Annotated in this window: 15 protein-coding genes; 9 read left to right on the top strand and 6 right to left on the bottom strand. The window is 60.7% G+C overall.

Features of this window, described 5'->3' with window-relative positions; translation table 11 throughout:
* Positions 1-606 (bottom strand): hypothetical protein, encoded by a 606-nt coding sequence (locus KW568_RS26435; RefSeq protein WP_003249444.1) that lies wholly within the window; start codon positions 604-606, stop codon positions 1-3.
* 100 nt (positions 607-706) lie between these two features.
* On the opposite strand from KW568_RS26435, the gene KW568_RS26430 reads away from it, so the two are divergent.
* From KW568_RS26430 to hldE, 3 genes are all read left to right on the top strand, one after another.
* On the top strand, positions 707-1,882 hold the full coding sequence (locus KW568_RS26430) for an O-antigen ligase (protein WP_004576601.1): 1,176 nt from the start codon (positions 707-709) through the stop codon (positions 1,880-1,882).
* A 15-nt stretch (positions 1,883-1,897) separates the two neighbouring features.
* Positions 1,898-3,706 (top strand): lipid A export permease/ATP-binding protein MsbA, encoded by a 1,809-nt coding sequence (msbA, locus tag KW568_RS26425; protein WP_003249447.1) that lies wholly within the window; start codon positions 1,898-1,900, stop codon positions 3,704-3,706.
* Between the two features lie 130 nt (positions 3,707-3,836).
* Positions 3,837-5,258, top strand: a complete 1,422-nt coding sequence (hldE, locus tag KW568_RS26420) for a bifunctional D-glycero-beta-D-manno-heptose-7-phosphate kinase/D-glycero-beta-D-manno-heptose 1-phosphate adenylyltransferase HldE (RefSeq protein ID WP_003249449.1) — start codon at positions 3,837-3,839, stop codon at positions 5,256-5,258.
* Positions 5,259-5,339: 81 nt separating this feature from the next.
* On the opposite strand, the gene KW568_RS26415 is transcribed toward hldE, so the two are convergent.
* The 4 genes from KW568_RS26415 to KW568_RS26400 all read right to left on the bottom strand — a co-directional run bounded on the left by KW568_RS26415 (position 5,340) and on the right by KW568_RS26400 (position 8,772).
* Entirely contained in the window at positions 5,340-6,308 is a 969-nt protein-coding gene (locus KW568_RS26415) for a hypothetical protein (RefSeq protein WP_003249451.1), read from the bottom strand.
* Positions 6,309-6,366: 58 nt separating this feature from the next.
* A complete protein-coding gene (locus KW568_RS26410) occupies positions 6,367-7,179 on the bottom strand; it encodes an aldo/keto reductase (protein WP_004577389.1) in 813 nt (270 codons plus the stop codon).
* A complete protein-coding gene (locus KW568_RS26405; protein ID WP_003249456.1) occupies positions 7,176-8,351 on the bottom strand; it encodes an FAD-binding oxidoreductase in 1,176 nt (391 codons plus the stop codon). The genes KW568_RS26410 and KW568_RS26405 overlap by 4 nt, the downstream gene beginning before the upstream one ends.
* Positions 8,352-8,439: 88 nt before the next feature.
* The gene (locus tag KW568_RS26400) at positions 8,440-8,772 is read right to left on the bottom strand and encodes a multidrug efflux SMR transporter (protein ID WP_004577390.1); all 333 of its coding nucleotides are present in this window, start codon (positions 8,770-8,772) and stop codon (positions 8,440-8,442) included.
* Between the two features lie 86 nt (positions 8,773-8,858).
* Between KW568_RS26400 and KW568_RS26395 the strand changes: the two genes are divergently transcribed.
* From KW568_RS26395 to KW568_RS26370, 6 genes are all read left to right on the top strand, one after another.
* Positions 8,859-9,749 carry a LysR family transcriptional regulator gene (locus KW568_RS26395; RefSeq protein ID WP_003249460.1) on the top strand — a complete coding sequence of 297 codons (891 nt, stop codon included), beginning with the start codon at positions 8,859-8,861 and terminating at the stop codon, positions 9,747-9,749.
* Between the two features lie 11 nt (positions 9,750-9,760).
* Positions 9,761-11,032 (top strand): lipid IV(A) 3-deoxy-D-manno-octulosonic acid transferase, encoded by a 1,272-nt coding sequence (gene waaA, locus KW568_RS26390; RefSeq protein WP_004577391.1) that lies wholly within the window; start codon positions 9,761-9,763, stop codon positions 11,030-11,032.
* Positions 11,033-11,270: 238 nt separating this feature from the next.
* Positions 11,271-13,415 carry a type I secretion system permease/ATPase gene (locus KW568_RS26385; RefSeq protein ID WP_004577392.1) on the top strand — a complete coding sequence of 715 codons (2,145 nt, stop codon included), beginning with the start codon at positions 11,271-11,273 and terminating at the stop codon, positions 13,413-13,415.
* Complete coding sequence (locus KW568_RS26380) at positions 13,412-14,830, top strand: HlyD family type I secretion periplasmic adaptor subunit (RefSeq protein WP_033727065.1); 1,419 nt, start codon at positions 13,412-13,414, stop codon at positions 14,828-14,830. Before KW568_RS26385 ends, KW568_RS26380 begins: the two co-directional genes overlap by 4 nt.
* Positions 14,831-14,856: 26 nt before the next feature.
* Positions 14,857-15,630, top strand: a complete 774-nt coding sequence (locus KW568_RS26375; RefSeq protein WP_127644108.1) for a hypothetical protein — start codon at positions 14,857-14,859, stop codon at positions 15,628-15,630.
* Between the two features lie 5 nt (positions 15,631-15,635).
* Positions 15,636-21,047 carry a S8 family serine peptidase gene (locus KW568_RS26370; protein WP_232435461.1) on the top strand — a complete coding sequence of 1,804 codons (5,412 nt, stop codon included), beginning with the start codon at positions 15,636-15,638 and terminating at the stop codon, positions 21,045-21,047.
* A 134-nt stretch (positions 21,048-21,181) separates the two neighbouring features.
* Here KW568_RS26370 and KW568_RS26365 read toward each other — a convergent pair whose 3' ends face one another.
* The gene (locus KW568_RS26365) at positions 21,182-22,615 is read right to left on the bottom strand and encodes a TolC family outer membrane protein (RefSeq protein WP_003249472.1); all 1,434 of its coding nucleotides are present in this window, start codon (positions 22,613-22,615) and stop codon (positions 21,182-21,184) included.
* Between the last annotated feature and the right edge of the window lie 8 nt (positions 22,616-22,623).

Below are 22,623 nucleotides of genomic sequence, written 5' to 3'. Positions count from 1 at the left end.
TCAGCGTGTCAGCAAGGCTGCCTCGAAGGCGGCAAGGGGGAACCGGTCGCCCAGGTTCTCCCGCTCGATATAGCGCACCATGTGCTGCACATTGCGTCGAATCATGCGGGCTGACAGTGGCGGGCGCAGAAAGCGCATGTCGGCCACGTCGATCAAGCCCAGACGCTGGTCGGGGGTGACCACCACGTTGCCCAAGTGCAGCGAGCGGAAATAAACGCCGCTGCGGTGCAACTGGCGGATCAGTTCGATCAGGCGTGGCAGGTAAGTGTCCCAGCTGAAGCCGTCATCGCGCGACATCTGCAGCAGCGTCCGCCCAGGTAGCGGGCGATACAGCACCGCAGTGCGGCCCGGCAGGTCGAGCTTGTGCTGGCTGATCACTTCGAGGGTAGGGATGCCCAGTTGCGCCAGGCGCGCGGCGTTATCGACGAAACGCTGCGAGTAAGGACGTAGCAGTGCAGATGAAATCAGCCGCTTCCTACGAAAAACCTTGAGGAAATTTCCATCTGTGAGCAGGTAGACTTTGGCGCCATGGCTGTCTGCCTCAAGCACCTGTGCGCCGAGTGTCAGCTGATCGAAGTCGACCTGGGTGAGCCGGGAGCATTGCATGAATAGAGCCTTGTCGTCTGGCGATCAAAATGACCGGCAATAATGCCGAAAATAATGCTGTAGCACCATGGATGGTGTTTCTGATTCATCGGGGGAAAGGATGTTGTATCAAAAAAACTGGGCACAAGCGTGGTTAGGTTTGGGCCTGGTCTGGTTCCTGGCGGCGATTGCCCTGGCACCCAGCAACAAGGTTTATCAGCAAGGTCTGGTGTTGTTCTTATGGCTGCCAACGCTGGTATTGGCCTGGTCGGCCCGAGGTGTGCTGGTGCAAGCCTGGAGGCGGCAACCGGCGCTGTGGGGGAGTGTGCTGCTGCTGTTGGCCTGGAGCGGCCTGAGCCTGGCATGGTCGCCCGCCGAGGAGCCCATGCGCGAGCTCAAGCGCTTGCTCTACATCCTGGTGTTCCTGCTGGCGTTTCCGCTGTTGGCCCAGCTTGGCCAAGCCCGCATTCGTCAGTTATTGCTGCTCGGCAGCGCGCTGCTGGCCATCGCTGCGTTAGTCTCCATCATCAAGTTCTATGGGGTGCAGCGTGCGCCTCTGCTGTTCAGGCTGGCGGGTATCGGCGAAATATCCCACCCCATCCTGGGGGCCTATGTCATTGGTTCGGCTGTGCTCTTGATGCTCTACGAGCCACCTCGGCGGCGTGGCTTACAGGTGTTGTGGCTGGCGGCACTGGCTTGCCTGGGGGCCTTCGCCATGCTCAGCCAGAGCCGTGGTGCGGTTCTGGCACTGGTGATTACCGTGGTGATGGCGCCGTTGTGGTTCCGTGACCGCCACAGCCGGGTGTTCTCTGTTCTGGCACTGCTTGCCACCGGCCTGGCCTTTTTGGCCGTGTACGACGTTATCGCCCAACGGGGCTCGTCCTACCGGCCGGAAATTTTCCATGCCGTGGTCCAGATGATAGCCGCGCACCCTTGGACTGGTCTTGGTCTGGGGGCTGCTTACGAAGTGAGCGCCGTCGGCATGCACTTCGATCACACCCACAACATGTTCACCCATGTTGCCGTTGAGATGGGCTTGCCCGGCATGTTGCTGTGGGTAATGGTGTGGCTGTTCACGCTGGGCGAAATCGTGCGCGCCCGTGGCACCCTGCTCGGCAAGGTCCTGCTGGGCTTCTGGGTCTATTCGACCCTGGCCATGCAGTTCGATGCCGCCAGCCTCACCGGTACGCCACGTGCCGAATGGTTCATCAGCTGGCTGCCGGTGGGCCTTGCCATGTTGCTGCCATGGGGGCGTGCCGAAAATGACGCCTGTGGTAAAATTGCCGGTTCAACCTGAACAGCGAGCTCGATAATGGCCGAAACACCGCGACCAGCGGAGCACACCTCCAGCCTGAAGATCTACTTCCGGCTGTTGAGCTATGTGAAACCCTATGTCGGCATTTTCCTGCTGAGCATTGTCGGTTTCGTGATCTTTGCCTCGACCCAGCCAATGCTGGCCGGCATTCTCAAGTACTTCGTCGATGGGCTGAGCAACCCCGAAGCGGTATTGTTCCCCAACGTCCCCTACCTGCGTGACCTGCAATTGCTGCAGGCGGTGCCTCTGCTGATCATCCTGATCGCTGCGTGGCAGGGCCTGGGCTCGTTCCTCGGCAACTACTTCCTGGCCAAGGTCTCTCTGAGCCTGGTGCATGACCTGCGGGTGGCGTTGTTCAACAAGCTGTTGGTGTTGCCCAACCGCTACTTCGACAACCACAACTCCGGGCACCTGATTTCGCGTATTACCTTCAATGTGACCATGGTCACTGGCGCCGCTACCGACGCCATCAAGGTGGTAATCCGCGAAGGCCTGACCGTGGTGTTCCTGTTTGCCTACCTGCTTTGGATGAACTGGCACCTGACCCTGGTGATGGTTGCCATCTTGCCGGTGATCGCGGTTATGGTCAGCATCGCCAGCAAGAAATTCCGCAAGCAGAGCAAGAAGATCCAGGTAGCCATGGGCGACGTCACCCACGTTGCCTCGGAAACCATCCAGGGTTACCGCGTGGTCCGTAGCTTCGGTGGCGAGGCCTACGAGCAGCAGCGATTCGGCCAGGCCAGCCAGAGCAACACCGACAAGCAACTGCGCATGACCAAGACCGGCTCGCTTTACACGCCGATGCTTCAGCTGGTGATCTACAGCGCCATGGCTGCGCTGATGTTCCTGGTACTGTTCCTGCGCGGTGAGTCCACTGCCGGTGACCTGGTGGCTTATATCACCGCTGCCGGCCTGCTGCCCAAGCCGATTCGTCAGTTGTCGGAAGTCAGCTCGACCATCCAGAAGGGCCTGGCAGGTGCCGAAAGCATCTTCGAGCAGCTGGACGAAGCGCCTGAAGTGGACACTGGTACGGTCGAGAAGGAGCGCGTGGAAGGGCGCCTGGAAGTGCGCAACCTGAGCTTCACCTACCCGGGTACCGAGCGTGAAGTGTTGAGCGACATCAGTTTTGTCGCCGAGCCCGGGCAGATGATCGCCCTGGTCGGCCGCTCCGGCAGTGGCAAGTCTACCCTGGCGGCCCTGATTCCACGCTTCTATCACCACGACAAGGGGCAGATCCTGCTCGATGGCGTGGAGATCGAGCACTATCGCCTGCGCAACCTGCGTCGCCATGTTTCGCAAGTCACCCAGCATGTCACCTTGTTCAACGACACCGTGGCCAACAACATCGCGTATGGCGATCTGGCCGGCGCGCCGCGCGCAGACATCGAAGCCGCCGCGGCCGATGCCTATGCCAAGGAATTCGTCGACCGGCTGCCAAAGGGCTTCGATACCGAAGTGGGTGAGAACGGTGTACTGCTTTCCGGGGGCCAGCGCCAGCGCCTGGCAATTGCCCGTGCGCTGCTTAAAAACGCGCCGTTGCTGATCCTCGACGAAGCGACTTCGGCATTGGACACCGAGTCCGAGCGGCATATCCAGGCCGCCCTGGACCACGTGATGCAAGGCCGTACCACGCTGGTGATTGCCCATCGCCTTTCGACCATCGAGAAGGCCGACCAGATCCTGGTCATGGACCAGGGCCGCCTGGTCGAGCGCGGTACTCACACCGAGTTACTTGCGGCTAATGGCCATTATGCCCGTCTGCATGCCATGGGGCTGGATGAGCCGGCCAAGGCCGATATCACCTGAACCCTCCTTGATCGGGGCCGTTATGGCCCCGATTGTCACGGGAATTTTCCAGGGATGATCTGGCCATAAAGCCATTGACTACCCTGTGCTAATATCCTGCCCCTGTTCATTATTTCCATATGGGTTGCCCATGAAGTTGTCCATGCCGCGTTTCGATCAAGCCCCGGTACTGGTGGTCGGCGATGTCATGCTCGACCGCTACTGGCATGGCGGTACTTCGCGTATTTCGCCTGAAGCGCCAGTCCCGGTGGTCAAGGTCGATCAAATCGAGGATCGCCCCGGCGGCGCGGCCAACGTTGCCTTGAACATTGCTGCGCTGGGCGCGCCGGCTTCGCTGATCGGCGTCACCGGCCAGGATGAGGCTGCCGACAGCCTGGCCAACAGCCTGCAGGCTGCCGGTGTCCGTTCGGTATTCCAGCGCATCGCGCACCAGCCGACTATCGTCAAGCTGCGGGTCATGAGCCGTCACCAGCAGCTGCTGCGTATCGATTTCGAAGAGCCGTTCGCCACCGACCCACTGTCGCTGGGCGCGGAGGTCGACAGCCTGCTCGAAGGCGTCAAGGTGCTGGTCCTGTCCGACTACGGCAAAGGTGCATTGAAGAACCACCAAAACCTGATCCAGGCGGCGCGGGCCAAGGGCATTCCGGTGCTGGCCGACCCCAAGGGCAAGGACTTTTCCATCTACCGTGGCGCCAGCCTGATTACCCCGAACCTCAGCGAGTTCGAGACCATCGTTGGCCGTTGCGTCGATGAGGCCGAACTGGTCGCCAAGGGCTTGCAGTTGCTGCAGGACCTGGACCTGGGCGCCCTGCTGGTCACCCGCGGCGAGCATGGCATGACCCTGCTGCGCGTTGGTCAGCCGGCGTTGCACCTGCCTGCACGGGCACGCGAGGTGTTCGATGTGACCGGTGCCGGCGATACTGTCATCTCCACCCTTGCCGCAGCCATTGCCGCGGGTGAGGACCTGCCCCATGCGGTGGCCCTGGCCAATCTGGCGGCGGGCATTGTGGTCGGCAAGCTGGGTACGGCTGCCATCAGCGCCCCTGAGCTGCGTCGGGCCATCCAGCGTGAGGAAGGCTCCGAACGCGGCGTGCTGGGCCTTGAGCAACTGCTGCTGGCCATTGATGACGCGCGGGCGCACAACGAGAAGATTGTCTTTACCAATGGCTGCTTCGACATCCTGCATGCCGGGCATGTCACCTACCTGGAACAGGCGCGGGCCCAGGGTGATCGCCTGATCGTTGCGGTAAACGACGATGCCTCGGTCAGCCGCCTGAAAGGGCCGGGCCGGCCGATCAACAGCGTTGACCGGCGTATGGCCGTGCTGGCCGGTTTGGGCGCGGTGGACTGGGTGATCAGTTTCCCGGAAGGCACCCCGGAAAACCTGCTGAGCCAGGTCAAGCCGGATGTGTTGGTCAAGGGTGGAGACTATGGCATCGACCAGGTGGTTGGCGCTGATATCGTCAAGGGCTATGGCGGCACCGTGAAGGTGCTGGGGCTGGTCGAGAACAGCTCGACCACGGCGATTGTCGAGAAAATTCGCAAGAACTGATCTGACCTTGGGGCCGTTGTGGCGGCCCTCGGCTGGGGCGGGTTTACCCGCCCCAGCAAGCAGGCGAAAGCTCCCGGGATGTCACTTGTTCAGCGAGGTCCGCGCCCGCTCCAGCAGCGCTCGCGCCTTGTCGCCAAACCTTTGCAAGTGCGACGCCCTTGCGGGCTTGCTTTCCACCAACCCCTGCTGCTTCACCCAATCCTTCCAGCGTACCCGTTCATCTGCCACCACCCAGCCTTCCTGCCGGGCAAAACTTTCTGCCAGGTACAGCCCACGCGTACTCGCCGGCACCAGCTCATCCTTTTTCAGCGTGTACAGCTCTGCCAGTGGCTGGCCGTCCTTCAATGGCATCAGGTACAGGTCGGGGCGTTTGCGGTTGAGCCGCGCCACCAGCTGGTCGCCCTCCAGCCGCTCGTCAACGTGGAACAAGCTGAGTTTCTTGGCATCCCGGGGCACTTGCAGGCGCATGTCATAGATCAGCTGTAGCGAAGCGGTGGGCAGGTGCACATAGGCCCGTGGGCGCTCCAGGAGCATCAGCTTGCCGCAATGCACCGGGCGTGCGGCACCGGACTCCGGAGCCAGCACGAAGTGGGGTGTTTCGCGGTAGTGCAGGGCGGCGGCGTAGGGGATGGGCAGCCAGGTGTCGTTGAAGCGCCCGCCCAGCCAACCTTCCGGGGTTTCCAGCAGGCACTCCTCGGCCACTTCCTGTACGGCCGTGTGCAGCGGCAGGTTCAGCTCCTGCGCCGGTACATAACCGGAAATCAGTTTCAGTACCACATCGCCACGGTCTTGTCGGCGCTGACGCACCAGTACCCAGTAATCGCGGTTCTGCCAATGCAGCGTGAGGCGCACTGACACGCCCAGGTTGGCCAGTTCGACCACGAAGTGTTGTGTATCGGGTAACTGGATGGCCTTGCGCCGTTGCTGGGTCTGGGCAAAGTTCAGCGGCATGCCGATGCTTTGGTAAATCAAGCCTTCGGGCGTGGCCTCGACATGCAGTGGCAGTGTCTTGAAGTTGCTCGGGTTCTTGCGGATCAGCGTTCGCGCCACGAGGCTCCTCCTTGCGTCGGGTCAGTCTCCAGTCCCTGAATCGGGAGCCTGAGGTAACTCAAGGCTGGCCCAGGATACGGGCGACGGTGGCCACGTTGTGGGCCAGGTGCAACGGGTTGATGGTGCCGACAATAGCACTGCTGACACCCGGGTGGGCGAACAGCAGCTCGAAGCTGGCCTGCACCGGGTCGACGCCCGGGGCCAGGCAGATATGCCCGCTCGCCAAGGCCTTCTTTACCAGGATGGCCTTGCCGTGTTCGGCAGCGTAGTCCAGCACCGGGCGTTCTGCCTGTTCGTTGAGGTTGTAGGTGACCATGGCGCAGTCGCCTTGCTCCAGTGCCTTCAGGCCGCCGGCGACGGTCTTGCCGGACAGCCCGAAACCGAGGATCTTGCCCTCCTGCTTGAGTTCGGCCAGGGTCTGGTAGACCTCCTGCTGTTCGAGGATGGCCAGGTCGTTGCCGTCGGAATGTACCAGCACCAGTTCGATGCGGTCGGTTTCGAGCCGGCGCAGGCTGCGCTCCACCGAGCGGCGGGTGTGGGCAGCGCTGAAGTCGAAATGCGACAGGCCTTCCTCGAACTCTTCACCGACCTTGCTGACGATTACCCATTCATCGCGTTGGCCGCGCAGCAGCGGGCCCAGGCGTTCTTCGCTACGGCCGTAGGCCGGGGCGGTGTCGATCAGGTTGATGCCAAGCTCGCGGGCCTGGGCCAGTAACAGGCGGGCTTCCTCATCGCCAGGGATCGTGAAGCCAGTGGGGTACTTCACGCCCTGATCGCGGCCCAGCTTGACCGTGCCGAGGCCCAGTGGAGAGACCGTGAGGCCGGTGCTGCCCAGCGGGCGATGGAATGCGTGCAGGGTTGGCAGGCTCATGGCAGCAACTGCTCCCAGGCCGGTACGCTCAGTGGAGGGCGTGGGAGGTCGGCCAGGTCGGCCTGTGCTTGTGGACGAATGCCGTCGCGCTCCAGGTGGCTGATTACCCGGTCGCTGAAATCCGGTGCCAGTGCCAGTTTGGTCGGCCAGCCCACCAGCAGGCGCTGCTGGTCAGCAAGGAAGGCGTTGTCCGGGCGTGCCAGGCCGGATTGTGCAGGCTCAGCGCGGTCGACGCGCAGTGTGGCCCAGCGCACCAGGCTCTGATCGACCCAGGGCAGCAGGTTGGCGATTTCCTTCTGCGCTGCAGCAATCTGCGCTGCAGGCTCGCGCGCCACGCCATCGGCTTCGGCCAGGTCCCCACCGAGGTACCAGACCCACTGGCCATCGGCTGCCGGATGGGTGGTCACCGTTACCCGCGGCTTGGGCCCGCCGCCGAGGCAGTGGGCGTACAAAGGTTTCAGGTTCGGGCCCTTGGCCATGACCATGTGCAGCGGGCGGGTTTGCATGGCCGGCTGATCCAGGCCCAGCGCCTGCAGCAAGCCTTCGGTGCCGGCTCCGGCACTCAATACGATGCGCTGGGCACGGATTTCCCGGTCGTCCACGCGCAGGCCGACCAACGCATTACCTTCACGCAAGGGTTCGATGCGTTCACCTGCCAGCAAGGACTCGCCGGCCAGCTCGGCCAAGTTGGCCAGCAAGCTCGGGACATCGATCACCAGTTCCGCAAGGCGATACACCTTGCCCTTGAACGCGCGGTCCTGCAGTGCCGGTGGCAGCTGGTCACCCTTGACCTGGTCGACCCGGCCGCGCACGGCCTTGCTGGCGAAGAAGCTTGTGAGGTTGCCGGCCAAGGTGCCCGGCGACCACAGGTAGTGGGCATCGGAGAGCAGGCGGGTACGCCCGAGGTCGAGTTCGCCGTTGCCGGCCAAGGCCTCGCGCCAGCGGCGCGGCATGTCGGCGATGGCTTCCGAGGCACCGGTCAGGGCGCCATGCAGGGCGTATTTGGTGCCGCCGTGGATGATGCCCTGCGACTTGATGGTCTGCTCGCCGCCAAGGCTGGCGCGCTCCACCAGCACTGTCGAGTAGCCCAGGCGGCGCAGGCGGGCATTGAGCCAGAGGCCTGCGACCCCGGCGCCGACGATCAGCACGTCAGTGGAAATGGCAGATGGCATGGCGGTACCTCGAAGACTGGGACAGCTGGCAAGTATACAGGCTATACCTGAGATGGCCCTATCGTCGGCGAGCCCCGCACACGGGCTTTCAATGCCCAGCGGTCTTCGAGAACAGCTGAATTACCACCACGCCACCCACGATCATGGCCATGCCAAGCATTGCCGGCATATCCAGCTTCTGCCCATAGATCACCAGCGCCGCCACACTGATCAGCACAATCCCCAGGCCCGACCAGATGGCGTAGGCAATCCCCACCGGAATGCTGCGGACCACCAGCGTCAGCATCCAGAACGCAATGCCATAGCCAACCACCATCAGCAGCAGTGGCAACGGCGTGCTCAGGCCTTTCACCGCTTTCATCGAGGCGGTGGCGATGACTTCGGCGCAGATGGCAATGGCGAGGTAGGTGTAGGCATTCATGGCGGGATCCTCCGTTACTGAGCGGGCATTCTAGACGTTGCCTGGATGGGGTAAAGTCATTACCTATCAATGTGGGAGATAGGTTGATGGCCGAGCAGTGGAACCTTGAACAATTGCGTACCTTTTTGCGCGTTGCAGAACTGCGCTCGTTCTCCGCGGTGGCACGTGAGCAGCACAAAGCCCAGTCGGCGATCAGCAGTGCCATCGCGCTGCTCGAAACCGACCTAGGGGTCACCTTGTTCGAGCGCAGCAGCGGCCGGCAACCGAAATTGACTGAAAACGGCAGCGCCTTGCTGGAAGACGCCCGCGAATTGTTACGCCAGTGCGAACGCCTGGATGGCCGCGCCCTGGCCCTGATGCGCGGGCAGGAGGCCTTGCTGCGGGTCGCGCAGGACGAAGCCATGCCGTATCAGCCGGTGATCGACAGCCTCGACGAACTGGCTAGTCGCTACCCGTTCCTGGAGGTGCAACTGGCCAGCGGAGCCCAGGGCGATGTGGCGCGCAAGCTGGTGGAGCGGCGCGCCGATCTGGGCCTGTTCTTCCTCCACGAAAGCATCCCGGCTTCCTTGGAACGCCGTGCCTTGGGCAGCGTGGAGATGGTCACGGTGTGCGCGGTCGGCCACCCGCTGGCGGGCGAAGGCCGGGTCACTCGCCAACAATTGGCCCGCCACCGGCAGTTGCTGATCACGCCACAACAAAGCGGTTACCCCGGCGGCGAGGCGATCAGCCCGCAGGTATGGCGTGCCGACAGCTTCTACGCCATGGCCGAACTGCTGATGCGCGGCCTGGGCTGGGCCTGGTTACCCCGGCATGTGGTGCAGTACCCGACCTACCAGGCGCACATGGTCGAACTGGACAGCGACTGGCGGCCGCCGGCCTTGGTGGCAGAGTTGGCCTGGCGCCGCGATGAACCTCTGGGCCCGGCCGCGCAGTGGCTGGCCGAGCGCTTTGCAGTGCACCTTCGCGCGATCGGGTAGACTTAGCCGCCATGAACAGAACTCTCTATACCTTGCTGTTTCACCTGGGCCTGCCGCTGGTTGCGCTGCGCCTGTACCTGCGCGCGCGCAAGGCGCCGGCCTATGGCCAGCGCATCGGCGAGCGCTTTGCTTTCAAGCTGCCGGCCATGCGCCAGGGTGGTATCTGGGTACATGCGGTATCGGTGGGCGAGAGCATTGCTGCCGCACCCATGGTGCGTGCCTTGCTCAAGGCTTACCCGGAGCTGCCGATCACACTGACCTGCATGACCCCTACCGGCTCTGAACGCATTCGCGCCCTGTTCGCCAACGAACCACGCGTGCAGCATTGCTACCTGCCCTACGACCTGCCTTGGGCGGCGGGGCGTTTTCTCGATCATGTGCAGCCTAAGCTGGGCATCATCATGGAAACCGAGCTTTGGCCCAACCACATTCACCAGTGTGCCAGGCGCGGCATTCCGGTGGCGCTGGCCAATGCGCGCTTGTCTGAGCGCTCGGCCCGTGGCTATGGGCGCTTTGCCAGGCTGACCCGGCCGATGCTGGCCGAGATGAGCCTGATTGCCGTGCAGACCGAAACCGAGGCCCAGCGCTTCCGTGACCTGGGTGCACGCCCTGAGCGCGTGCAAGTCACCGGTTCGATCAAGTTCGACCTGACGATCGACGAACAGCTGCTGCCGCGCGCCAGGACATTGCGTGAACAGTGGGGGGGCGGCCAGCGCCCTGTGTGGATCGCCGCCAGCACCCATGAAGGGGAAGATGCCTTGATCCTGCAGGCGCATCGGCAGTTGTTGCAGGTGCATGGCGATGCCTTGCTGATCCTGGTGCCGCGCCACCCCGAGCGCTTCAATGCAGTGCATGCGCTGTGCAGCGAGCAGTTCACCACCGTGCGCCGCTCTGCCGGCACGCTGGTCGATGCGCAAACGCGGGTATTGCTGGGCGACACCATGGGCGAACTGCTGTTCCTGTATGCCCTGGCCGACATTGCCTTCGTCGGTGGCAGCCTGGTGCCGACCGGTGGGCACAATCCGTTGGAGCCTGCGGCGCTGGCCTTGCCGGTGCTCATGGGGCCGCATGTGTTCAACTTCCTCGAAATCAGCGCGATGCTGCGCGAGGCGGGGGCGTTGCAGCAGGTGGATGATGCTGACGGGCTGGCCGGTGCGGTGCGCCGTCTGGTGGAACTGCCGCAGGACGCCCAGCGCATGGGCGAGGCGGGCAGGGCGGTGATGCGGGCCAATCAGGGGGCGCTGCAGCGATTGCTCGAGGGGCTAGGGGCCTTGATCCGCTGATAACCGACATATCCACTCAAAGACCCGGTCTAGAGTGGATATGTCTGATTCTGGTTATTTATTCCTACGGCGTAAGTTATAACTTCCTACACTGGATTTCTCGCCGTTAGGAAACTTCCTACGAATAGACTTTAAAAGTCAGAAGTGTCACACGCTTGCGTCGGAAGCTTGTAGGACGTTTGTCCTATTGCTTCGGGCTAGTATCGCCTCATGTCCGGCTTTCATAAGAGGTGGCGTGATGGCTGATTTATCTGATGGCAATGCCAACACTATTGAAAGTGGGCTGGTGTGTCTTATCACGCTGGCGCGTTACCATGGTGTTGCCGTCTCTGCCGAGCAGTTGCAGCACGATCATGCAGCAGCGGGTGAGCGGTTCTCTACCGGCACACTACTTCGGGCATTTCAGCAACTTGGCCTCAAGGCCAAACACCGCAGCGTCGATCCGGCCCGGCTGCAGCAGACGCCCTTGCCCGCTATTGCAGTGGATACGCGTGGTGAATACTTCATCATCGCGCGCGTGGAGGGCGAGCAGGTTCTGGTGCAGGACCCGCATTCCCGCGCGCCGCAAGCGCTGACCCTCGCGGAACTGGTGGTGCGCTGGTCGGGAGAACTCATTCTGGTTCGCTCCGATGCCCAGTTGCCCCTCGGGCTGTCGCGCTTCGACTTTACCTGGTTCATTCCTGCCCTGGTGAAGTACAGGCGGCTATTTGGCGAAGTGCTCGTGGTTTCCCTGGTCATTCAGATACTGGCTTTGCTGACGCCTTTGTTCTTTCAGGTGGTAATGGACAAAGTCCTGGTGCATCGCGGTTTGACCACGCTGGATGTTATCGCCTTGGGTTTATTGGTCGTCGTTCTATTTGAAACATTGCTGAGTGGGTTGCGTACCTATGTGGCAGCTCATACAGCGTCAAGAATCGATGTCGAACTGGGTGCAAAACTGTTCAGGCATTTGATCGATCTTCCCACCGCCTATTTTCACGCCAGGCGAGTCGGTGACTCGGTTGCCCGAGTGCGAGAACTGGAGAACATCAGAAGTTTCCTGACCAACAACAGCATCACGCTAGTGCTGGATGTGCTGTTCTCGGTGGTCTTCATCGCTGTCATGTTCCTCTATAGCGGATGGTTGACGCTGGTCGTCGTTGGCTCGCTGCCTTTCTACTTTCTCGTATCCCTGGTCGTTACTCCGCTACTGCGGGCGTTGATTGATCAAAGCTTCCAACGCGGCGCCGAGAACCAGGCCTTTTTGGTCGAGGCGGTCAACGGCATCGACACACTGAAGTCGATGGCCGTGGAACCTCAGGTTACCCGGCGCTGGAATGATCAGCTGGCCGCTTATGTATCTGCCAGTTTCAAGACCCAGAACCTTTCCAGTCTCGCCAATGAAAGCGTCGGCCTGATCGGCAAGCTGGTCACGGTAGCCACCTTGTGGCTGGGGGCCCGGCTGGTCATCGAAGGCGCACTCACGGTGGGCGAGCTGATCGCCTTCAACATGCTCGCAGGGCGCGTGTCGCAGCCCATCATCCGCCTGGCCCAACTCTGGACCAGCTTCCAGCAGACAGGGGTATCGATTCAACGCCTGGGCGACATTCTCAACACCCGTACCGAGGTCAACCAAGGCAAGGGCACGGTGCTGCCCACACTTGTCGGGCAGATCGAGCTCGATCGTGTGTGTTTTCGCTATCGGCCGGACGGGGGCGAAGTGGTGCGCGATGTCAGCCTGAAGATCGCCGCCGGAGAAGTGATAGGCGTTGTAGGTCGCTCGGGGTCAGGCAAGAGCACGCTGACACGCTTGATTCAGCGGCTGTACTCACCTGAGCGGGGGCGGGTATTGCTCGACGGTGCTGACCTGGCGGTAGCCGATGTGGCGTCACTGCGTCGGCAGATCGGCGTGGTGTTGCAGGACAACGTGCTTTTTCGGCGCACCGTGCGCGAGAACATTGCCCTCGGCAACCCAGCAGCACCGCTTGAAGAAGTGATCGCCGCAGCGACGCTGGCGGGTGCTCACGAGTTCATCCTCGAATTACCGGATGGCTACGAAACCCTGATTGGTGAGCACGGTGCCAGCCTGTCGGGTGGGCAGCGACAGCGCATAGCCATCGCCCGAGCGCTGTTCGGCAACCCACGCATCCTCATTTTCGACGAAGCCACCAGTGCGCTGGACTATGAGTCCGAACGGATCATCCAGCAGAACATGGCGCGGATTTGCGCGCAGCGCACGGTCATCATCATTGCCCATCGGCTTTCGGCAGTACGCCATGCCGACCGCATCGTGGTCATGGAGCGTGGGCAGATCATCGAGCAAGGGACTCATGATGAGCTGCTGGTTTATCCACAGGGCACCTATGCCTACCTGCATCAACTGCAGCTCGGGGCCGCCGTATGAGTGTGGCGTTCAAAGACCTTGCCGAGCGCTACCGGGATGCGTGGATAACGGCATGGCGAAAGCGCCGGAGCATGGACGGCCCCGTACGTGAGCCCGACGAACTGGCCTTTTTACCTGCGGCACTGTCCTTGCAGGAAACGCCAGTGCATCCCTTGCCGCGCTACCTGCAGTGGAGCCTGCTGATGTTCATCGGGCTGGCGCTTGCCTGGGCTTGCATCGGTGAGATCGATGTCATCGCCAGTGCCGAAGGCAAGATCGTGCCCAGTGGCAGGAGCAAGTTGATACAGGCCAGCGAAGTCGCGGTGGTGCAGTCGATCCACGTCGTCGATGGCCAGCCGGTGCGCAAAGGCGATGTGCTGGTCGAGCTGGAAGGGCAGTTGACCGAGGCTGACATCAAGCGTTTGGGCAGCGAACTGCTGGCTGCACAGATCGACCAGGCCCGCGCCAGCACACTGCTGAGTGCGCTGGACGGCGATGTGGCACCTGCCTCCCTGGCACCCTTGATACCGCAGGCCACGGCCGCGCAGCAGGCAGTCGCGCAGCGCTGGCTGGAGGGGCAATACCTGGAGTTGCAGGCCACGCTGGAACAGGCCGATGCCGAAATCGGTCAACGCGCTGCCGAAATCCGTTCCGCCCAGGGCCGGGCTGACGCGCTCCGGCAACTGTTGGTGATCACCCGCCAACTGACGGCGGATTACAAGCTGTTGTTCAGCGAATCGGCCGTGGCCAAGCACACCTACCTGGAAAAGGAGCAGGCCCGCCTGGAGCAGGAACGCGAACTGGCACTCCAGCGCTCGCGCATCGACGAACTGAACGCTGCACGGCTTGCTGCTCAGCACCGCCGTAGCGGTGCCATTGCCCAACTGCGCAGAGCCATGCTCGACCTTCACGGTGAGGCGCAACGGCGCATTGCAACCCTTGAGCAGGAGTTGAACAAGGCCGAGCAGCGGCATCGCCTCAAGGTACTGACATCCCCCGTTGACGGCACCGTCCAGCAGTTGGCGATCCATACACAGGGCGGGGTGGTTACACCCGCGCAGACACTGATGGTCATTGTGCCGACGGGCGAGCCGGTGGAAGTGGAAGTGAAAGTCGAGAACAAAGATATCGGCTTTGTATATCCGGGGCAGCCAGTGGAAGTGAAAGTTGAGACGTTCACGTTTACCCAGTACGGGGTTGTCCCGGGGGTGGTGGAGAGTATTTCTGACGATGCCATTGAAGATGAGAAGCGAGGGTTGGTTTATAGCGCTCGAGTCCGCCTGGGTAAGGAAATAATGCGTGTAGGAAAACAGGATGTTCCGTTGACGGCGGGTATGTCAGTGCGTGCGGAGGTTATTACGGATAAGCGCAAGGTTATAAGTTATTTTCTAAGGCCTTTGCGGCGACATGTGCAGGAAAGTTTAACGGAGCGCTAAGTGATTACTGGTGAGGGTGATAACAGATGGACGCGAATCGGCTACGAGAAAAAAGCGGCTGGAGAATGCTGTACGAAATTATATGGAATGCACTGAGGGTTAGCGCAGCGGTCGCGTTGTGTCTTCCCGCGAGCTGTGTTGCTTTAGCAGTGGCGACTGTTGCTTTAAGCGAGAAATCGAAGCCGGTCGCACCCCCTGCGCCAAAAGTATGTGGTGTGGTGTCCGGTGTTATGTATGAGTTTTCAAGCGAATATGTTCCTTTCTGGCCGGAATATGAGGATGAAGGAAATTATAAGAGAGGGTCTGGCGGCGTTGATAGAGGGTGTGAATCAAATTTATATTCTTTAAGTCTGGCCATGAACTGGCCTGAGTTAACGCCGGGAAACTATTTCTCAGAGACGTTTAGTGGAATCGTAGTGACGCTTGAACCATGGCCCGCTGGTGAGAGGGGACTGCGCGAAACCTTTGATTTTTTCATTTCCGAGGCAACTTATAAGCAGCGAGAGGCCAACGTGTTTGATAGACAATTAGGTTTGAATCGAGTGGAAGGTGTTGATAGCGTTTTCCCCAATTCACCACGAATGATTTTCTGGTCTGAAAGAAATGGGCATATGGAGCAGATTGGAAGGTGTAGTTGGAGTAAGTATAGGTCTAAATACCATCGGTGTCATTTTAGATATTTGCTGGAGGACAGTAAAGCTATTGTAAAGATTGATTTTGGATGGGACGAATTAAGCGAGTGGGGTGAGATAGCATCGCGTGTAAAAATCTTCTTAGCTTCTAATGGTATACAAGGATAATTTTTATGATGAAATTAAGCCATTCTGATATCGAGCTTGCAAGCGAGTTGTTAACAAAAGAAGGTCCGTCGGCGATGTATGATAAATTAGCCGAAAAAGGTGATAAATATGCGGTGCTCGCAAATGGTGTGGCTCGGGGGAACAGCATTGCAGGTGTGGCGGCGATAAACTACATGAAAGGCGTCGCCGCAGAAGCAGGTATGCCAATGCGCGATGAAGATGTTGAAGCCATCCGTTTTAATATGGCTAAGGAATATCTGAATGCGTTAAAGGCGCATGCGGTGGATGGTTTTGTTTTAGGGCCAATACCTCAAACTGCTATAGCGAATTTCCATAAGCAAGTATTTGAAGGTTCCGGATATCCTGAAAGCGCTTGGACCCTTTATCCCATATTTTTAGGATTGCCAGAAGAAAGTAAACAGATATATTGGGGACTGGTTTTGTCCTCTGCGGGGGATCCCGCGAAGGAGCTAGAGCTGGCAGGGCGTACCCATGCTTTTATGAGCCAAAAAAGTGTGTTGGGTTCAAAAGAGGTAATTGGAGCTGCTAGAAAGTGGTTTCATCATATCGAAGCACCCACGGGATGGTTCGATCTTGCGTCAACTACTTTCGACAAACTGGTTGATTTTTTCATACATCAAGATACTGGTTTAGGTGGAGGTGCATCAGACGCCTCAATCAAAATCGAAATCACCCCCACAACCGAATCCCGCCGCGACCTCCAAGGCCAGGACGATATCCGCAATGACGTCTCCAACGGCTACGTCGATCGTCGCCTGACCCACAGTATCGCATTCACCGACAGCACCCTCGACAACACCGACTTCACCTCCGCTCAGTTGGGCAGTTTGGCCACCGGTGGTGTTCGCCCCGGCGAGCTCCAGATCGACCCCAACGTGCGACCTAATCAGCATCTGGCTCAGTTCTATCGTGATGGCAATGAACAACCGGATTTCAGCCTGCGCAATGCCGTGGTACTCAACGGGTTGGCAGCAATGACTACGGTGAACACGTTTGTCGACCCGCTCTTGCTCGACCTCAGCGGCAAGGGCGTTGGCCTGACGGGTATCGAGGAAGGCGTACTGTTCGATATCGATAACAGTGGTTCACTGCGCCGCACCGGCTGGGCAGACCGGGTGACCGGCATGCTGGTGCATGACAACGGTACCGGCCAGGTGAGCAACGTCAGCCAGCTGTTCTCCGAATACTACGGCGGCAAGGCAGGCAGCGACGGCAGCTCTGGTGAAACACCGTTCAAGGATGGCTTCGCCGCCCTGGCAAGTGTTGACGCCAACGCCGATGGCGTCATCAACGTTGAAGACGCCGTGTGGGCGCAATTGAAAGTGTGGGTCGATGGCAACCACGACGGGCGTGCCGATGCCGGTGAGCTAAGGGCATTGCAGGAGCATGGCATTAGCCAGATCAAGCTCGGCCAGGTCGAGCCGGTAGGAGAGGTGCGTCAGGGTAACGAGGTCATTTCCCGAGGCGCTTTCACTGTTAATGGTGAGGACCGGGAAGTACTGGCGGTGAGGTTTCTCGCCGATACCGTCGGTAATCGGATCGAGGCCCAGGAGGGTGGCACTCTACTGACTTCGTCAAGCGGGCCCACTTCCCGAAGGGCCTACATCAGCCAGAGTGCTCAAGGCAGCACGCTGGACGCCGCAGCGCTCGGCGTACAGACGCTGTACGGCAGCGCGGGCGATGATGTCTTGACCGCGGCCCCAGAGGGCAGTTGGCTGGTTGGTGGCGGTGGCAGCAACACCTATCACGGCGGGGCGGGCGACGATGTATTCGTGATCAGTGCCAGCGACGATTGGGCGAACATGCAGGGCAATGGTGGGCGCGACACGGCACTGATCGTGGGGGAGCATGGCGTTGGGCTGAACATGGCCAAGGCCGGGCTGACCATTGCGCAAGGCGGGCGGGGTAAGGACATCATCGCCAGCGGCGGTCAACGCGGAGTTTTCATCAAGGGCGGCTCGGGCGACAGCTTGCTGATTGGCGGTGGCGGCAACGATGTGCTGGTTGGCGGTACGGGCCGTAACGACATCATCGGTGGTACCGGCAAGTCGGTGATCTATGCGGGCCCCAAGGGGGATCGCATTCAGGCCTCGGCGGGCGGAAGTATCATTTACGCCGGTGGTGGCGCTGATCGGATTACAGGCGGTGCTGCCGATGACGTGATCGAGGCCGGACGCGGCGATGCCACGATCGACGGAGGCGCGGGCACCAACCTGGTCAGTTTGCATGGTGCTCACGACGAGTACCTGATCACACGTACCGAATCGGGCCACCTGATCACCGACACCGTGGCGGGACGAGATGGCCGTCTGAGCTTGAGCAACATCCAGAAACTCAGCTTCGCCGACATTGCTGCCGTCGATCTTCTCGGCGGGGGCGCCATGCCAATCGGCGACAGGCTCTCGCCTGAGCAACTGGCTACATTCGCCACCACTGACACGGCGCTGATAGTCCCCGCAACGGCGCTGCTGGGCAATGACCAGCCACTTGGCAGCAGCGGGCCATTGCGCATCGCCTCAGTCAGCGCTGGCAAGGGTGCAACAGTGCGGCTGAATGAGCAGGGTGATGTGGAGGTCACGCCGTTGCCAGGCCATGACGGTGATGTCAGTTTCCGCTACGACTTGGTCGATGCTGCCGGCAACGCGTCCATGAGTGTGACCGAGGTGGGCAGTGCTGCATCAGCACCCTTGCGGGCAACGGTAACGTTGCGCCATGAACAATCCCCCGCTGACCCGCTGTCGGGGCGGCAGTGGTATCTGGACGAGATCAATGTCGCGCCGGTATGGCGTGACTTCACGGGCAAGGGGGTGAGGATAGGGCAGTTCGAGCCGGGAGGGGAGTTTGCCGTGGCGCCGGAAATCTTCGACATCGGGCACCCCGATCTCAAGCCGAATATCGATCCCATCTGGCTGAAAACCCAACGCACCAATGGCACGCTGCCCGCTTTGGCGTCCAATCATGCCACTCAAGTGGCTGGGGTCATGGTTGGCGCGCGCAATGATCAAGGAGGGATCGGCATCGCATATGAGGCGAAGATCGGCGGGCACTACCTGGCCAACAAAGGCGATGACCTGACCAATCTGGGGCAAATGGTCAACTACGACATAGCCAACAACAGTTGGGGTTTCAAAACGGACTTCGGACTTACAAATGTTCCAGAAGGAAAAGTCGATACTGCTCTGGCGCTGGCATTCAGCACTACGCTTGCCGCCACCAACGGCCGTGGTGGGCTAGGCACCATCGTCGTCGCCTCTGGTGGCAACCAGCGCCATAAAGGCGGTAATGCACAGGGCTCGCTGACCAACAACAACCGCCACGCCATTGAAGTGGCGGCCATCAACGCAAAGGCAGACCTCTCGGTACTGCAAGCTGCCACGGCACCCTTTTCCAATCCAGGCTCCAGCTTGCTGGTCGCTGCACCGGGGAGCCATGTTCTATCCAGTGGCGTCAGCCTTGAAGCGGAGCGCGGTGCGTCGGTCGGCAGCGCCTACAGCACGACTCAGGGCACCAGCTTCGCCGCGCCGATCGTCTCAGGCGTGGTGGCGTTGATGTTGCAGGCCAACCCGGGGTTGGGTTATCGGGATGTTCAGCAGATCCTCGCACTGTCTGCGCGCAAAGTGGATGACGCATCAACCCAATGGGCTTACAACGCAGGGCGCAATTGGAATGGCGGTGGCATGCACGCCAGCCACGACTACGGCTTTGGCATGATCGACGCCCGCGCCGCGGTGCGCCTTGCCGAGTCCTGGGGGAGCCGGGCGACCAAGGCCAATGAACGGCTGCTGACAGCCAGCAGTGCACCAGTGGCTCAACAGGTTGCGGCGGGGCAGGTTGCGACTTTGTCTTTGACCCTGCCGGCTGATTTGCTGGTGGAGCATGTGGAGGTCGATGTCCACTCGATGGTCGGCCGCCTTGGCGACATGACGCTCACGCTGGTGTCGCCTGGCGGCACGCGCAGCGTACTGCTCGATCGCACAGGCAAGGCGCCGGGCTCTGGTGATGACGATCTGGGCGATTCGCGTTCAGGGGCGTTCAAATATGGGTTCATGTCGACCCATCATCGCGCAGAGCGCTCGGCTGGGGAGTGGAAGCTTGAGGTGCGTAATGCTGTTGCTGGCTTACCGTTAACGCTTGATCGCTGGACGCTGCGCCTCGTCGGCAGCCCCGGCACCACCGATGATGTCTATTTCTTCACCGACGACTACGCGAACCTGGTGGCAGAAAACCCAGGGCGCGCGAAGCTAGACGATGCCATCAGCGGCACCGCTGGCGGGCGCAATACGTTGAACGCGGCTGCAGTAAGTCGCAGTATCTCGGTGGATCTGGCCAGCGGCAGCGCCAGTATTGCCGGTGCGGCGCTCACCATAGCCCCTGGTTCGGTGCAAAACCTTATCAGTGGTGATGGCGACGATACCTTGATCGCCGGGCCCGCCGGGGCATTACTGGATGGTGGCCGTGGGTACAATCTCCTCAAGGGGGGTGAGGGTACCGACCGCTTTGTCATCCACAGGCGTGCAGGCGGTAACGATGTACTCAAGCAGTTCGAGACTTCGCGTGAGGTGATCGACCTGGTCGGCTTTGGTGGTTCAGGGTTTGCTGACTTGCAGATGCAACAGGACGGTAATTCGACTGTGCTCGACCTTGGCAGTGGGCAGAAGCTGACGATTGCGGACACTACGATTGCCGAACTGCGGTCAGCGAACTTCCGTTTCCTTGACGCTTTCACCGCTGCGCCAGGTTATTTCGAGGGCAGCCCTGAAGGGCAGACGACCCCGCCTGTCACCGCGAATGTTCTGCTTACCGGTGGTGCAGGTGGCGTGTCGCTTGCCAGTGACGCATCCGGGCAGTTGGTGGCTTCTTTGGCAGGCACGGTATATTCCCCGCCGACGGTTGCGCCCAGCGTGTTTCTGGTGACAAAACAAGAAGGTGTGAGCGACTACAAGAACACCCTTCGGGGGTTCCGACACGGTATCGACAAGATTGACCTGACCCAGGTAGGCATCAGTCGCTTCGAGGATCTGCACGTCAGCAAAGTCCAGCGCTTCAAACTCAATGACTTTGCGCAGATTCACGGTGTAGCCGTTGATACCCAGGCAGTGCCGGGGCAGGAAGGTATTGTGAAGATGCTGTACCTGGATGCGCTCGAAGTTGCGCAGGTGACAGCGGAGGACTTTATCTTTGCGCAGCCGGCAATGGTCACATCTGAAGCGGTTGCCGTGCCAGAGATTTCCGCCCTTTCAGCAGGGTCATCGCTGGTTGCTGTCGAGCACTCGCTACCGAGCCTGGGGAATCTTGTTGACGCAATGGCTGCGTTCGCCCCTGAACCTGCGGGGCCTGTGCTTATCGGTGATATGTCGGCTCAACGCATCGACTCGACGATTGCCGTAGCCGCCTAGGCGTTGTCGTACATGTCTGGAGTGATATTGGCGGCCTATCGCCAGCAAGCCAGCTCTCACAGGTGCATCATGCCTTCAGGCCTGGCACGGTACGTGTGGGAGTGGGCTTGCCCGCGAATGGTCCAGCCCCTACCTCAAGGCCTGCGCTCGAAGTTCTTGGCCGCTGCTGCCGCCAGGTCCGGTGGCAGGAAGTCCTTGTCCGGGTTGTAGTCAGGTTTCAGGTAGCGCTTCAGGTCCTGCAGGTCTTGCGGGCTCAGGGTGCCGGCTGCCTGCTTCAGGCTCAGGTTGTCGAGGATGTAGTCGTAACGGCTATTGTTGTAGTCGCGCACCGAGGTGTACAGCTGGCGCTGGGCATCAAGCACGTCGACGATGTTGCGGGTACCGACCTGGTAGCCGATTTCAGTGGCTTCCAGCGCGCTCTGGTTGGAAATGATCGACTGCTTGCGCGCCTGTACCTGTTCCACATCGGTGTTCACTGCGCGGTGCAGGTTGCGGGTGTTTTCCACGACCTGGCGGCGCAGGCTTTCACGCTGTTGCTCGCTCTGGCTCAGGCGCTGGTAAGCCTCGCGTACCTGCGAGCTGGTCAGGCCGCCACTGTAGATCGGTATGTTCAGTTGCAGGCCAACGCTGGTCTGCTCGACGTCGCCGCTGTAGCGCACCCCCAGTTGCGATGGGTTGGTGAAGCCAAGGCTGTCGTTGTCGCCCTTCTGGTACTTGGCCACGGCGTCCAGTGTCGGTGCATGCCCAGCCTTGCGCTGACGCAGGGTCTCTTCTGCGGCAGAAACCGCGTAGTTGGTGGCCAGCAGGTTGAGGTTCTGGCGCCCGGCGGTTTCGACCCAGGCTTTGGCATCGTTGGGCGTTGGCACTTGTACCGGCAGGCTATGCACCACGCCCTGGATAGAGGTGTACTCACGGTTGGTCAGGGTTACCAGGGCCTCGAAGGCATCCTGCACCTGGCGTTCGGCGATGATCCGGTTGGCCCGTGCAGTGTCATAACTGGCTTGCGATTGCAGCACGTCGGTCTTGTCCGAAAGGCCCACGTCGAAACGCTCGTTGGACTGATCCAGCTGGCGCTTGAAGGCGGCTTCTTCTGCCTTGGTGGCGGCCAGGTTGTCCTGGGCGCGGAGGACGGCGAAGTAGTTTTGCGCGGTTTGCAGGATCAGGTTTTGCTCGGTCGCCGACAGCTCCAGTGCTGCCTGTTCGTTGACTGCTTCGGCGGCTTGCAATTGGAACCAGCGATCAGCGCGGAAGATCGGCTGAGCCAGGGTCGCGCTCCAGGCGTTGCCGCTGCGATTGGACGTCATGGACGGCTCGTCCAGCTTGGTGCGGGTGTTCATCATCTCGGCACCGGCCGACAGGTTTGGCAGCAACCCGGCGCGGGCCTGCGGCACCACTTCGCGGCGTGCCCCGTAATCGGCGCGTGCTGCAGCCAGGTCGGCGTTGTTGTCCACTGCTTCCTGGTAGACGCTGACCAGATCGGTTTTGACTGTCGAAGGCACGTCCGCTGCCCAGACCACTCCGTTGGACGCACAAGACACGGCTATCGCCAGTGAGAGTTTGCGCAGCATAGAGGCAA

The organism is Pseudomonas sp. HD6515 (assembly GCF_024971855.1).
Classification (GTDB): Bacteria; Pseudomonadota; Gammaproteobacteria; order Pseudomonadales; family Pseudomonadaceae; genus Aquipseudomonas; species Aquipseudomonas alloputida.
Note: the sequence above shows the minus strand (reverse complement) of the source record. Positions and strands in the feature narration are given on the sequence as shown.

Coding starts and splice junctions, on each gene's coding strand:
- KW568_RS26435 (WP_003249444.1), bottom strand. CDS start 606: ATGCAATGCTCCCGGCTCACCCAGGTCGACTTCGATCAGCTGACACTC.
- KW568_RS26430 (WP_004576601.1), top strand. CDS start 707: ATGTTGTATCAAAAAAACTGGGCACAAGCGTGGTTAGGTTTGGGCCTG.
- msbA (WP_003249447.1), top strand. CDS start 1,898: ATGGCCGAAACACCGCGACCAGCGGAGCACACCTCCAGCCTGAAGATC.
- hldE (WP_003249449.1), top strand. CDS start 3,837: ATGAAGTTGTCCATGCCGCGTTTCGATCAAGCCCCGGTACTGGTGGTC.
- KW568_RS26410 (WP_004577389.1), bottom strand. CDS start 7,179: ATGAGCCTGCCAACCCTGCACGCATTCCATCGCCCGCTGGGCAGCACC.
- KW568_RS26405 (WP_003249456.1), bottom strand. CDS start 8,351: ATGCCATCTGCCATTTCCACTGACGTGCTGATCGTCGGCGCCGGGGTC.
- KW568_RS26400 (WP_004577390.1), bottom strand. CDS start 8,772: ATGAATGCCTACACCTACCTCGCCATTGCCATCTGCGCCGAAGTCATC.
- KW568_RS26395 (WP_003249460.1), top strand. CDS start 8,859: ATGGCCGAGCAGTGGAACCTTGAACAATTGCGTACCTTTTTGCGCGTT.
- waaA (WP_004577391.1), top strand. CDS start 9,761: ATGAACAGAACTCTCTATACCTTGCTGTTTCACCTGGGCCTGCCGCTG.
- KW568_RS26385 (WP_004577392.1), top strand. CDS start 11,271: ATGGCTGATTTATCTGATGGCAATGCCAACACTATTGAAAGTGGGCTG.
- KW568_RS26380 (WP_033727065.1), top strand. CDS start 13,412: ATGAGTGTGGCGTTCAAAGACCTTGCCGAGCGCTACCGGGATGCGTGG.
- KW568_RS26375 (WP_127644108.1), top strand. CDS start 14,857: ATGGACGCGAATCGGCTACGAGAAAAAAGCGGCTGGAGAATGCTGTAC.
- KW568_RS26370 (WP_232435461.1), top strand. CDS start 15,636: ATGATGAAATTAAGCCATTCTGATATCGAGCTTGCAAGCGAGTTGTTA.
- KW568_RS26365 (WP_003249472.1), bottom strand. CDS start 22,615: ATGCTGCGCAAACTCTCACTGGCGATAGCCGTGTCTTGTGCGTCCAAC.